Source organism: Aeromonas sp. S12(2024), from assembly GCF_041402305.1.
GTDB lineage: Bacteria > Pseudomonadota > Gammaproteobacteria > Enterobacterales > Aeromonadaceae > Aeromonas > Aeromonas veronii.
The window spans coordinates 13,945-27,085 of the sequence record NZ_JBGLRB010000019.1; the positions used below are offsets into that span (position 1 = coordinate 13,945).

At 56.2% G+C, this 13,141-nt stretch carries 14 protein-coding genes; all 14 read right to left on the bottom strand.

Annotated features, from left to right (window positions below; translation table 11 throughout):
- Positions 1–44: 44 nt before the first annotated feature.
- The 14 genes from glmU to mnmG all read right to left on the bottom strand — a co-directional run bounded on the left by glmU (position 45) and on the right by mnmG (position 12,874).
- The gene (gene glmU / locus ACB035_RS16810) at positions 45–1,406 is read right to left on the bottom strand and encodes a bifunctional UDP-N-acetylglucosamine diphosphorylase/glucosamine-1-phosphate N-acetyltransferase GlmU (protein ID WP_371167756.1); all 1,362 of its coding nucleotides are present in this window, start codon (positions 1,404–1,406) and stop codon (positions 45–47) included.
- Positions 1,407–1,500: 94 nt separating this feature from the next.
- A complete protein-coding gene (locus tag ACB035_RS16815; protein WP_005339345.1) occupies positions 1,501–1,929 on the bottom strand; it encodes a F0F1 ATP synthase subunit epsilon in 429 nt (142 codons plus the stop codon).
- Positions 1,930–1,947: 18 nt separating this feature from the next.
- A complete protein-coding gene (atpD, locus tag ACB035_RS16820; protein ID WP_005339344.1) occupies positions 1,948–3,336 on the bottom strand; it encodes a F0F1 ATP synthase subunit beta in 1,389 nt (462 codons plus the stop codon).
- Between the two features lie 33 nt (positions 3,337–3,369).
- On the bottom strand, positions 3,370–4,236 hold the full coding sequence (gene atpG / locus ACB035_RS16825) for a F0F1 ATP synthase subunit gamma (protein WP_005339343.1): 867 nt from the start codon (positions 4,234–4,236) through the stop codon (positions 3,370–3,372).
- A 43-nt stretch (positions 4,237–4,279) separates the two neighbouring features.
- Complete coding sequence (gene atpA / locus ACB035_RS16830; protein WP_005339342.1) at positions 4,280–5,821, bottom strand: F0F1 ATP synthase subunit alpha; 1,542 nt, start codon at positions 5,819–5,821, stop codon at positions 4,280–4,282.
- Positions 5,822–5,836: 15 nt separating this feature from the next.
- Positions 5,837–6,370 carry a F0F1 ATP synthase subunit delta gene (gene atpH, locus ACB035_RS16835; RefSeq protein WP_005339341.1) on the bottom strand — a complete coding sequence of 178 codons (534 nt, stop codon included), beginning with the start codon at positions 6,368–6,370 and terminating at the stop codon, positions 5,837–5,839.
- A gap of 13 nt (positions 6,371–6,383) precedes the next feature.
- Positions 6,384–6,854: a F0F1 ATP synthase subunit B gene (gene atpF / locus ACB035_RS16840; RefSeq protein ID WP_005339336.1), complete on the bottom strand. Its 471-nt coding sequence runs from the start codon at positions 6,852–6,854 to the stop codon at positions 6,384–6,386.
- A 54-nt stretch (positions 6,855–6,908) separates the two neighbouring features.
- Positions 6,909–7,151, bottom strand: coding sequence for a F0F1 ATP synthase subunit C (atpE, locus tag ACB035_RS16845; RefSeq protein WP_005307205.1), 243 nt, complete (start codon positions 7,149–7,151; stop codon positions 6,909–6,911).
- A gap of 58 nt (positions 7,152–7,209) precedes the next feature.
- The gene (gene atpB, locus ACB035_RS16850; RefSeq protein WP_005339335.1) at positions 7,210–7,992 is read right to left on the bottom strand and encodes a F0F1 ATP synthase subunit A; all 783 of its coding nucleotides are present in this window, start codon (positions 7,990–7,992) and stop codon (positions 7,210–7,212) included.
- Between the two features lie 8 nt (positions 7,993–8,000).
- Complete coding sequence (locus ACB035_RS16855; RefSeq protein WP_019445506.1) at positions 8,001–8,411, bottom strand: ATP synthase subunit I; 411 nt, start codon at positions 8,409–8,411, stop codon at positions 8,001–8,003.
- Between the two features lie 190 nt (positions 8,412–8,601).
- Positions 8,602–9,510 (bottom strand): ParB/RepB/Spo0J family partition protein, encoded by a 909-nt coding sequence (locus ACB035_RS16860; RefSeq protein ID WP_005342343.1) that lies wholly within the window; start codon positions 9,508–9,510, stop codon positions 8,602–8,604.
- Entirely contained in the window at positions 9,507–10,310 is an 804-nt protein-coding gene (locus tag ACB035_RS16865) for a ParA family protein (protein ID WP_005357226.1), read from the bottom strand. Before ACB035_RS16865 ends, ACB035_RS16860 begins: the two co-directional genes overlap by 4 nt.
- Before the next feature lie 26 nt (positions 10,311–10,336).
- Positions 10,337–10,963, bottom strand: coding sequence for a 16S rRNA (guanine(527)-N(7))-methyltransferase RsmG (gene rsmG / locus ACB035_RS16870; protein ID WP_041202839.1), 627 nt, complete (start codon positions 10,961–10,963; stop codon positions 10,337–10,339).
- A 21-nt stretch (positions 10,964–10,984) separates the two neighbouring features.
- Positions 10,985–12,874 carry a tRNA uridine-5-carboxymethylaminomethyl(34) synthesis enzyme MnmG gene (mnmG, locus tag ACB035_RS16875; RefSeq protein WP_371167757.1) on the bottom strand — a complete coding sequence of 630 codons (1,890 nt, stop codon included), beginning with the start codon at positions 12,872–12,874 and terminating at the stop codon, positions 10,985–10,987.
- Between the last annotated feature and the right edge of the window lie 267 nt (positions 12,875–13,141).

A 13,141-nucleotide genomic window follows, 5' to 3' on the forward strand; every position in this document is an offset into this window, starting at 1 on the left:
AAACCGGCGCCATCAGGCGCCGGTTCTATTTTATTGATCGGGCATCACTTCTTCTTGACCGGGCGAGCCCAGTTCTTGATGTGGCGCTGGGGCACCCGAGTGATCACCAGCTCGTTCTCGGCCACATCCTTGGTGATGGTGGAACCCGCCCCCAGAGTCGCCCCCTTACCGATGCGCACCGGCGCCACCAGCTGGGTATCGGAACCGACAAACACATCATCCTCGATGATGGTCTGGAACTTGTTCACGCCGTCGTAGTTGCAGGTGATGGTGCCGGCACCGATGTTCACCTTAGCACCCACCTCAGCATCCCCTAGATAAGTGAGGTGACCGCACTTGGAACCAACCCCCAGACGGGCCTTCTTCATCTCGACGAAGTTGCCAACGTGCGCATCCTGCTCCAGAACCGCCCCCGGACGCAAGCGGGTAAACGGACCCACTGAGCACTGTTCTGCCACCTGTGCACCCTCGATGACCGAGTAGGGTTTCACCTCGGTGTGATCGCCAATGACACAATCTTTCAGTACGCAACCGGCTCCGATACGAACGTGATTGCCGAGAGTCACCTTGCCCTCAATGATGACGTTTGCATCAATAACAACCTCTTCACCAATTTCCAAAACCCCACGCAAATCAAAGCGTGCGGGGTCGATCATGGTTGCACCAGCAATCATCAGCTTCTCGGCCTGCATCTGCTGGTAGCTGCGCTCAAGTTGAGCCAATTGAACTCGATTATTAGCCCCTTCCACTTCAGCGGCGCGCTCCGGATGAACGGCAGCAATCGGGCAATTATCGCCGTGAGCCATGGCGATCACGTCGGTCAGGTAGAATTCGCCCTGGGCATTCTTGTTGTCCAGACGGGATAGCCAGCTGCGCAGCTGACCGCCGTTGGCCACCAGCACGCCGGTGTTCACCTCACGAATGGCCAGCTGTTCGGCATTGGCATCCTTCTGCTCGACGATGCCGACTACCTGACCATTTTCACGGACGATACGGCCATAGCCGGTAGGGTTGTCCAGTACCACGGTCAGCAGTGCCATACCGTTTTCAGCCTTGGCAGCCAGCAGTCGCTGCAGGGTCTCTGGCTGGATCAGCGGGGTATCGCCGTAGAGCACCAGCACGTCGTCTTCATCCTTCCAAAACGGGATGGCTTGGGCGACGGCGTGACCAGTCCCCAGCTGTTGCGCCTGCAGCACCCAGTTCACATCGGCCGCCACGATCCGCTCTTTCAGCAGTTCGGCACCGTGGCCATAGACCAGATGCAGCTGCTCGGCACCAACCTGACGGGCAGTATCGATCACATGGGAAACCATGGGTTTGTTGGCTACCGGGTGGAGTACCTTGGGCAGGGAAGAGCGCATGCGGGTACCTTTACCCGCCGCCAGGATCACGACGTTGAGGGACATAAATTGACCTTTGGAACATGAGGAAATACTCGGCGGAGTCTATCCAACGGGTAAAAAAAAAGCGACCCGAAGGTCGCTTTTTACATCACCGTTATTAGCGGTAATTCTTTTTGACGATATCGATGACTCGCAGTTGAGCCATCGCCTTGGCCAGCTCGGTGGCGGCCTGGGCGTAGTCGATATCACCATGGGAGCTGTGGATCCGCTCTTCGGCTGCGCGCTTGGCTTCCTGGGCTTTCGCCTCATCCAAGTCGTCAGCACGAATCGCGGTGTCCGCCAGCACGGTCACGGATTCAGGTTGTACTTCCAGCATACCGCCGGAGATGTACAGCACCTCTTCAGTTCCGTTCTGCTTCACCAAGCGGACCAGGCCCGGCTTGATGGCAGTCAGCAACGGAGCATGACCGTGGCGGAGACCCAACTCACCTTCGGAGCCTGATACCTGAGCGGATTGCACGCGACCGGAAAACAGTTTTCCTTCGGCGCTCACCACATCCAGGTGAAAGGAGATCATCTCTGCCATGGGCCCTCCTGTCGAGGCTTACAGTTTCTTGGATTTCTCGACGACTTCGTCGATACCGCCAACCATGTAGAACGCCTGCTCGGGCAGATCGTCATACTCGCCTTTCAGGATGCCCTGGAAACCACGGATGGTCTCTTTCAGCGGCACGTATTTACCCGGAGAACCGGTAAACACTTCTGCTACGAAGAACGGCTGGGACAGGAAACGCTCGATCTTACGGGCACGGGCTACGGTCAGTTTGTCTTCTTCTGACAGTTCATCCATACCCAGGATGGCGATGATGTCCTTCAGCTCTTTGTAGCGCTGCAGTACGGTCTGAACGCCACGAGCGGTCTCGTAGTGCTCTTTGCCAACGACCAGCGGATCCAGCTGACGAGAGGTAGAGTCCAGCGGGTCAACGGCCGGGTAGATACCCAGTGCCGCGATTTGACGGGACAGTACGACGGTCGCATCCAGGTGGGCGAAGGTGGTCGCCGGAGACGGGTCAGTCAAGTCATCAGCAGGAACGTAAACGGCCTGTACGGAGGTGATGGAACCGGTCTTGGTGGAGGTGATACGTTCTTGCAGAACACCCATCTCCTCGGCCAGAGTCGGCTGGTAACCTACTGCGGAAGGCATACGGCCCAGCAGTGCGGATACTTCGGTACCGGCCAGGGTGTAACGGTAGATGTTATCTACGAAGAACAGTACGTCACGACCTTCGTCACGGAACTTCTCGGCCATGGTCAGGCCGGTCAGCGCAACGCGCAGACGGTTTCCGGGCGGCTCGTTCATCTGACCGTAAACCAGAGATACTTTGTCCAGTACGTTGGACTCCATCATCTCGTGGTAGAAGTCGTTACCCTCACGGGTACGCTCACCAACACCGGCGAACACAGAGTAACCACTGTGCTCGATCGCGATGTTACGGATCAGCTCCATCATGTTTACGGTTTTGCCTACACCGGCACCACCGAACAGACCAACCTTACCACCCTTGGCGAACGGGCATACCAGGTCGATAACCTTGATGCCGGTCTCCAGCAGATCGTTGCTGTTGGACTGATCTTCGTAGCTGGGGGCAGCGCGGTGGATAGACCAGCACTCTTCTTCACCGATCGGACCTTTTTCGTCGATTGGCTCGCCCAGTACGTTCATGATCCGACCCAGAGTCGCAGTACCGACCGGAACCTGGATGGATTTACCGCTATTCACTACTTCCAACCCACGACGCAGACCGTCGGAGGAGCCCATGGTGATGCAACGAACGACGCCGCCACCGATCTGTTGCTGAACTTCCAGCACCAGACCCTGGCCTTGACCTTCGCTAACGACCTTCAGTGCATCGTACACCTGGGGCACGGCATTCTGCGGGAACTCGATGTCCACCACAGCGCCGATGATTTGGACGATGAAACCGTTACTCATGTCAAATCCTCTAAACCTTTGATAACCCTTGCCTTACACCGCAGCAGCACCGGATACGATCTCTGTCAGCTCCTGGGTAATACTGGCCTGACGGGCCTTGTTGTATACCAGTTGCAGATCGTTAATCAGGTTACCGGCGTTGTCAGTCGCGGCTTGCATGGCAACCATTCGGGCTGCCTGTTCACTTGCCAAGTTTTCCACTACACCCTGGTAAACCTGAGATTCGACATAGCGAACCAGCAGGGTATCCAGCAGCTTCTTGGGATCCGGCTCATAGAGGTAATCCCAGTGGTGTTTCTTGGCGAGCTTGCTGTCTTCAGTTACGGGCAAAGGCAGCAGTTGATCGACCCGTGGTTGCTGCACCATGGTGTTGACGAACTTGTTGTACACCAGATACAGCTTGTCAATCTCACCGTTGTCGTAAGCCTTCAGCATGACCTTGACTGAACCAATCAGGTCATTGACGCTCGGACTATCGCCCAGTCCTGCGACATGAGCTTTAACCTTGGCGCCGTGCCGTTCAAAGAAGTTGGAGGCCTTGTTACCGATCAGTGCCAGGTCAACCTTGGCACCTTTCGCGCTCCATTGCTTCATATCATTGAGGGCAGCCTTGAACAGGTTGATGTTCAGACCACCACACAGGCCACGGTCGGTGGAGACGACGATGTAACCCACTCGCTTGACCTCACGTTCGATGAGGTAGGGGTGCTTGTATTCCAAGTTCCCCTGAGCGATATGGCCGATCACCTTGCGCATGGTTTCAGCGTACGGACGGCTGGCAGACATGCGTTCCTGCGCACGGCGCATTTTGCTTGCTGCCACCATTTCCATAGCGCCGGTGATCTTCTGAGTGTTTTTCACACTCCCGATCTTGTTACGTATCTCTTTTGCGCCGGCCATCTCTTACTCTCCATCAAGTGGCAGCTCACGCTGCCACACACGCTTACCAGGTCTGGGTTGCTTTGAAGCTATCCAGCAACGCAGTCAGCTTGCCAACGATCGCGTCGTTGTAGTCGGCTTTGGCATTGATTTCAGCCATCAGCTCGGCATGCTGGGTATTGGCGTAAGAGAGCAGAGCGGCTTCGAAGTCGACGATCTTGTTCAGCTCGACATCGGAGAGATAGCCTTTCTCGGCGGCGAACAGCACCAGAGACTGGTGAGCCACGCTCAGCGGAGAGTACTGCTTCTGCTTCATCAGCTCGGTCACTTTCACACCGTGATCCAGCTGCTTGCGAGTCGCCTCGTCCAGATCGGAAGAGAACTGGGCGAAGGCCGCCAGTTCGCGATACTGGGCCAGCGCGGTACGGATACCACCGGACAGCTTCTTGACGATCTTGGTCTGAGCAGCACCACCTACACGGGATACAGAGATACCCGGGTCAACCGCCGGACGAATACCGGAGTTGAACAGCTGTGAAGTCAGGAAGATCTGACCATCGGTGATGGAGATCACGTTGGTCGGAACGAACGCAGATACGTCACCCGCCTGGGTTTCGATGATTGGCAGTGCGGTCAAAGAACCGGTTTTGCCTTTCACTTCACCCTTGGTGAACTTCTCTACGTACTCGGCGTTAACGCGAGCAGCACGCTCCAGCAGACGGGAGTGCAGATAGAAAACGTCACCCGGGTAAGCTTCACGTCCTGGCGGACGGCGCAGCAGCAGGGAGATCTGGCGATAAGCTACGGCCTGCTTGGACAGGTCATCATAGATGATCAGCGCGTCTTCACCGCGGTCACGGAAGTACTCACCCATGGAGCAACCGGCATACGGAGCCAGGTACTGCAGAGCAGCCGCTTCGGAGGCAGAGGCAACCACCACGATGGTGTTGGCCAGGGCGCCGTGCTCTTCCAGCTTGCGCACCACGTTGGCGATGGTGGAGGCCTTCTGGCCAATCGCAACGTAGACACACTTAATGCCGGAATCTTTCTGGTTGATGATGGTGTCGATCGCGATGGCGGTCTTACCAACCTGACGGTCACCGATGATCAGCTCACGCTGGCCACGACCGATTGGGATCATGGCATCGATGGCTTTCAGACCGGTCTGGACCGGCTGGTCAACAGACTTACGCTCGATAACGCCCGGTGCGATCACTTCGATCGGCGAGAAGCCGTCGTTGTCGATCGGACCTTTACCGTCGATCGGCTGACCCAGGGTGTTCAACACCCGGCCCAACAGACCACGACCTACCGGCACTTCCAGAATACGGCCAGTACCTTTTACTTTCATTCCTTCTGACAGACCGTCATAGGAACCCATAATCACCGCACCGACGGAGTCACGCTCCAGGTTCAATGCCAGAGCGTAGCGGTTGCCCGGCAGCTCGATCATCTCACCCTGCATGGCATCAGCCAGGCCGTGAATACGAATGATACCGTCGCTCACAGAGACGATAGTACCTTCGTTACGCGCTTCGCTCTTTACATCAAACTGCGCAATGCGCTGCTTGATCAGCTCGGCGATTTCAGTGGAATTCAGTTGCATGCTCTAATACCCCAATCAAGATTGCAGCGCGTCAGCCATGCGATCCAGCTTACCGCGGACTGTGCCGTCGATTACCAGATCACCGGCCTTGATGAGCACCCCGGCCATCAAGGACGCATCGATGCTGCAATTCAGCTTCACTTTGCGCGCGAGACGTTGTTCCAGAGAAGCCTGAATATTGGCTTTCTGCTGGTCGGTCAGTTCGATCGCCGAAATCACGTCAGCCTGAACCTCTTTATCCAGTTCAGCTTTGAACGCTACAAATTCAGCAACGACCGCCGGCAGCACACCCAAGCGACCATTCTCGGCCATCACCCGGATCAGGTTCTGGCCATGCACGTCGAGTTGCTCACCGCAGACACCGACAAACAGCGTTGCCAGCTCTTCGGCGGCCACAGAGCCGTTTACCAGGTTGTGCATGGTCTCGTTTTCCACTACTTGCGCAGCGAAACCGAGCATACCCAACCACTGGTCAACCGCCTTGTGCTCAACGGCAAACTCGAAAGCAGCCTTGGCGTAGGGGCGAGCGATTGTAGTCAGTTCAGACATAGCCCCGTTCCCGTTACAGTTCTGCTACCAGTTTGTCGACGATGTCGCTGTTGGCAGCCTGGTCGATTTGACGCGCCAGGATCTTCTCTGCACCAGCAATGGCAAGAGCAGCAACCTGCTTACGCAGTTCTTCTTTGGCACGATGACGTTCAGCTTCGATCTCGGCACGGCCCTGAGCCAGGATTTTTTCCCGCTCAGACTGGGCACCAGCGGCAGCTTCATCAATGATCTGGGCTTTACGTTTGTTAGCCTGCTCAATGATTTCAGCAGCCTGCAGCTTGGCTTCTTTCAGCTGATCGGTGGCGTTGGCCTTGGCCAAATCCAGATCTTTCTTGGCACGTTCGGCAGAAGAGAGACCGTCAGCAATAGCTTTCTGACGGGCTTCGATGGCTGCAATCAGCGGCGGCCATACGTACTTCATGCAAAACACTACGAAGAAGAAAAAAGCAATTGCTTGGCCGAGGAGGGTGGCATTGATATTCACAGCCGATGTCCTCTTAAGTTAGTTAATGGGTTATGCCTGGAGAGTCGTAACGACTTAGCCAGCAACCGCAAACATCACGTACAGACCCAGACCAACGGCGATCATCGGGATCGCATCCACCAGACCCATTACGATGAAGAACTGGGTACGCAGAACAGGGATCAGATCCGGTTGACGAGCAGCACCTTCCAGGAACTTGCCACCCAGGATACCGATACCGATGGAAGCGCCGATAGCAGCCAGACCCATCATCATTGCAGCAGCGATGTACAGCAGGTCCATGTTCAAGTTTTCCATGAGGATCTCCAGTTATTTAGATGTAATTGATTGTATAAAAAGGATTATTTGAGTTGCATCAACCATGGTCTTCCTGCGCCATCGACAGATAGACGATGGTCAGAACCATGAAAATGAATGCCTGCAAAGTGATGATCAGGATGTGGAAAATTGCCCAAGGCACGGACAGGATCCACTGTGACCACCAGGGTAACAAACCAGCAATCAGGATAAAGATCAGTTCGCCAGCATACATGTTGCCGAACAGTCGAAGACCCAGAGAAACAGGTTTGGAAATCAGCGTAACAGTTTCCAGGATGAGGTTAACCGGGATGGCCGCCGGGTGGTTGAAAGGCTGAAGCGTCAGCTCCTTCACAAACCCGCCGATACCCTTGACCTTGATGCTGTAATACAGGATCAAGAAGAACACGCCCAAAGCCATGGACATGGTGATGTTAACGTCAGCAGAGGGAACCACACGCAGATAGGGAATACCCATCAATTGTGCAGCGTGAGGGATAAAGTCAACGGGGATCAGATCCATGAAGTTCATCAGGAAGATCCACACAAACACCGTCAGCCCCAAAGGTGCGATGACCTTGTTGCGACCGTGAAAGATGTCTTTGACGTTACCATTCACAAACTCGACCAGCATCTCCACAAAGCACTGCAGCTTACCCGGCACCCCGCTGGTAGCGTTAACGGCTACTTTGCGGAACAGCAGGATAAACAGGGCGCCTAGCACGACGGAAAATACCATTGAGTCGATATTGACCGTCCAGAACCCGGACCCGACTTGAAGGTGGGTCAGGTGGTGGGAGATATATCCCTGAGGAGTCAGGACTTCTCCGGTTGCAGACATGAGTTTTCCTAATAGTGGTTGTTAAGCGTGAATGAAACCATCCACTGTACAACGAGGGCGAGGATATAAGTGGCGAAAAACGAGACGGTAACGACCTCGACTCCCGCACCAAACATCAGGGCGAATAGACCTGTTGTAGAAATGAGCTTAATCCCTGCCCCACCATAAAAGTCCCGCAAAACCAGGCCCACACTCTCGGTTGTCACCTTGCGGCGCAGCACCCAGACAGTAAACAAGGCTTGAGGAACCCAGTACATCCCCCCTCCGTAGAGGGCGGAATAACCGGCGCTGGCACCAGTCAGGTAAAACCAGACGGCACTCATCGCCAGGATCAGGATGAGCTGACAAACGAGCATAACCAAGGCCAGTGTCAAACCTTCCAAGGCTATTTTCTGCTTCACCAACCTACCCCTGAACATTACAGAACTGTAAAAAATCGGGATCCGAAGACCCCATGTTAACAGCTCTTAAAGCCGGTCAAATTATACCCTTGAGGGCAGCTATTGCAATATGACAAAAATCCTTAATTTTTGCGGCTTTCCGCGGCAAATCAGGGTTATGGTCATATCAAAAGGAATGGATGTTTTATTACTACAAAAAGCGTAAAAATCACGATTCCGACACGCCAAAATAGCCCAATATACGGTCCAAATCGGACAAATTCTCGTAACTTATTACTAACTTCCCGCTATCCCGCTTGCCAGGCTGAAGTTGCACCTGATTGCCAATTTTTTCTGCCAGTTGGCGCTCCAGGTAGCCGATCTGCGGATCACGGGCCGGTTCGACCCTGGCTTTTGCCGGTTCGAGCGCTTTTTGCACCAGCTTCTCGGTATCGCGTACGGTCAGCCCCTTCTGGGCAACCAGCTTGGCCAGTTCAGACTGGGCCTGGCCGCTCAGAGCCAGCAGGGCACGGGCATGGCCCATGTCGAGGTCGCCATGCTCGACGAAACGCTTCACGTCGTCGTTGAGCTGGTTGAGACGCAACAGGTTGGTCACCGTGGTGCGGGACTTGCCCACCGCCTCGGCCACCTGCTGGTGGGTGAGTTCAAATTCGGTCAGCAGTCTTTGTAGAGCGACCGCCTCTTCGATGGCATTGAGGTCTTCCCGCTGAATATTCTCAATCAGCGCGATGGCGACGGCAGCCTCGTCGGGTACATCCTTGACGATGCAGGGCACCACCTCGAGCCGCGCCAGCTGGGACGCGCGCCAGCGCCGTTCACCGGCGATGATTTCGAAGGATTGCTCGCCGAGAGGGCGTACCACGATGGGCTGGATCACCCCCTGGGCGCGGATGGAATTGGCAAGCTCTTCCAGTGCATCCTGGGACATATCCTTGCGGGGCTGGTACTTGCCGGACTGCAACCACTCCACCGGCAGCTTGCGCAGCTCGCCCTGATTGGTGGGGGCCATGGCCTCTTCAGTACGTTGATCGCTCATCACCTGTTTCTGGCGGGCAGCCGTGCTGGTACTGAGCAGGGCATCCAGCCCCTTGCCCAGTCCACGTTTTTTCGGAGTCATATGCTCTCTCGGTCTGCGATGGTCGCCTGACGTTCCTGCTCCTGGCGGCGCAGGATCTCGCCAGCCAGTGCCAGGTAGGCCTTGGCGCCCACCGATGATTTGTCATAGTGCATGGCCGGGGCACCGAAACTCGGGGCCTCAGCCAGTCTAACATTGCGGGGAATGATGGTGCGGTAGACTTTGTCGCCAAAGTGCTGTTTTAGCTGATCGGACACATCATTGGCCAACCGGTTGCGGTGATCGAACATGGTGCGCAGCACCCCTTCGATCTTGAGCTCCGGATTGACCACGGCGGCCAGCTTGCTGATGGTGTCGACCAGGGCGGTGAGCCCCTCCAGCGCGTAATATTCGCACTGCATGGGCACCAGCACGGAGTCGGCGGCGGCCATGGCGTTCACGGTCAGCATGTTGAGAGAGGGCGGGCAGTCGATGAAGACGTAGTCGTATTTGTCCCGCACCGAGGCCAGCGCATTGCGCAGGCGGATTTCGCGGGCGAAAAATTCCATCAGACGGATTTCGGCCGCGGTCACGTCGGCGTTGGCGGCGATCAGGTGATAACCCCCGGTAGTTTCGGGGATGATCACTTCGCTGATGGGGGCATCCTCGATCAGCAACTCATAAGCGGTGCGCTCGACGTCATACTTGTCGACACCGCTGCCCATGGTGGCATTGCCCTGCGGATCCAGATCGATCACCAGCACCTTGCGCCGGGTGGCAGCCATGGAGGCGGCCAGATTCACACAGGTGGTGGTTTTACCCACTCCACCCTTCTGGTTGGCTATGGCGATGACTTTTCCCACACGATCCCCTAAATGAAACTGCGACCCTATTCGGGCTGGATATGTTTGAATTCCAGCAGATGACGTTCGCCTTCCAGCTCCGGCACCCGCAACTCATGACAGGCTACCAGACGGATATTGGCAGGCAACTGGGCCAGCTCCTGCTCGGGATATTGTCCCTTGAGTGCCAGGAAGCAGCCCTGTTCTGACGGCAGGTGGTGACACCAGCTCAGCATGTCCTCCAGCGAGGCAAATGCCCGACTCAGTACACCATCAAATCCCACCTCGGGTTGATACTCTTCAACCCGGGATTTGACCGGCGTCACATTGGTCAGCCCCAGCTCCTGGATCACCTGACGGATGAAGTTGATCCGCTTGCCCAGACTGTCGAGCAGGACGAACTGCTTGTCCGGATTGATGATCGCCAGCGGCAATCCCGGCAGGCCAGGACCTGTCCCCACGTCGATGAAGCGCTCACCGTGCAAGTGGGGGCTTACCACCAGGCTATCGAGGATATGCTTGACCAGCATGGCGTCCGGATCTCGCACCGAGGTGAGATTGTAAGCCTTGTTCCACTTGTGCAGCAACTCGACCAACTGCACCAGTTGGCTCTTTTGGGTATCGGTGATAACAATTCCGGCCTGCATGAGCAGGCCGTTCAATCTTTCCAGCATATTTTCCAACGGTAAGAATCCTCAGGCGGTTTTACGCAGCAGGCCGTGTTTTTTCAGGTGAACCAGCAGGATGGAGATGGCCGCCGGGGTGATGCCGGAGATGCGGGAAGCCTGACCAATGGTCTGCGGTTTGGCATCGTTCAGCTTGGCTTTCACCTCGTTGGAGAGGCCATTCACATCGCGATAGTCCAGATCCAGCGGCAGCAAGGTGTTCTCGTTGCGCAGCTGCTTCTCCACTTCATCGTGCTGACGCTCGATGTAACCGGCGTACTTGATCTGGATCTCAACCTGTTCGGCCGCGGCAGGATCGGTCACGGAGGGGCCGACACCTTCGATGGCCATCAGCGCATCATAGGTCACCTCGGGGCGACGCAGCAGCTCTTCCAGACTCTGTTCGCGGGTCAGCGGGGTGTTGACCAGGGCGTTGACCGCTTCCAGTGACGGATGTTGCGGGTGGATCCAGGTTGAACGCATGCGCTGACGCTCCAGCTCGACCTGTTCCATCTTGGCGTTGAATTTGCTCCAGCGCTCGTCATCCACCAGACCCAGCTCGCGACCGATGGCTGTCAGGCGGATATCGGCGTTGTCTTCCCGCAGCAGCAGGCGATATTCGGCGCGGCTGGTGAACATGCGGTAAGGCTCGCGGGTCCCCAGGGTGGAGAGATCATCCATCATCACGCCCATGTAGGCCTGATCCCGACGCGGGTTCCAGGGATCCTTGTCCTGGGCACGCAGTGCCGCGTTCAGGCCGGCCATCAGGCCTTGTGCCGCCGCCTCTTCGTAACCGGTCGTGCCGTTGATCTGGCCGGCAAAGAACAGATTTGGAATGCACTTGCTCTCCATGTTGGCCTTGAGATCCCGCGGATCGAAGAAATCATATTCGATGGCATAGCCGGGGCGGGTGATGTGGGCGTTCTCGAAGCCGCGCACGGAACGGACGATCTGCACCTGCACGTCAAACGGCAAGCTGGTGGAGATCCCGTTTGGGTAAAGCTCGTGGGTGGTCAGGCCTTCCGGTTCGACGAAGATCTGGTGCGCCGTCTTGTCGGCGAAACGGGTGATCTTGTCTTCTATCGACGGGCAGTAGCGCGGGCCAATTCCTTCGATCACCCCGGCGTACATGGGGCTGCGATCCAGGTTATTGCGGATCACATCGTGGGTGCGCTCATTGGTATGGGTAACGTAGCAAGGCACCTGACGGGGATGCAGGCTGGCATCGCCAATAAACGAGAAGACCGGACGAGGATCGTCGCCGTGCTGCTCCTGCATGACGGAGAAATCGACGCTGCGGGCATCGATGCGCGGCGGGGTGCCCGTCTTGAGGCGATCGATGCGCAGCGGCAGTTCACGCAGGCGCTGGGCCAGGGTGATCGAGGGCGGATCCCCGGCACGACCGCCCTTGTAGTTTTCCATCCCGATGTGGATCAAACCGTTCAGGAAGGTACCGACCGTCAGCACCACAGTCTTGCCGCTGATGCGGATCCCGCTCTGGGTGACCACACCGGCAACACGATCCCCGTCCATGATCAGATCGTCACAGGCTTGCTGGAAGATCTTCAGGTTCGGGTAGTTCTCCAGCATCTGGCGAACAACGGCCTTGTAGAGCAGGCGATCCGCCTGGGCACGAGTGGCTCTTACCGCCGGGCCCTTGGAGGAGTTTAGGGTGCGGAACTGGATCCCGCCAAGATCGATGGCACGCGCCATGATCCCGCCGAGTGCGTCAACTTCCCTGACCAGGTGTCCCTTGCCGATCCCGCCTATCGCCGGATTACAGGACATGTGTCCCAGCGTATCGATATTGTGGGTCAGCAACAGGGTGTTCATGCCCATACGGGCTGCCGCTGTTGCTGCTTCGGTTCCGGCATGACCGCCACCGACGACGATCACATCAAATTGTTCATGGTATTGCATTGGGATCACCTTGATCTGCACGCCTGAAGATCTTTATTTGCCTGGGCTAAAGGGCGGAACATTCTATCTGTTTCGCGTCCTGAGGGGAACGTCTACTTAACGTTCAGTATGAAGGGAGGATCCACTAATTAGATCTTAAGGATCTTTAGATCGATCTTTTACTGGATCTCTTATTAGGATCCGCCCTTTCTGTTGATAAGCACTTTTTGATCATAAAGATCATTAATTTAAGGACGATCCTAGCTTGTGGAAAAGCTTGGATCCAGG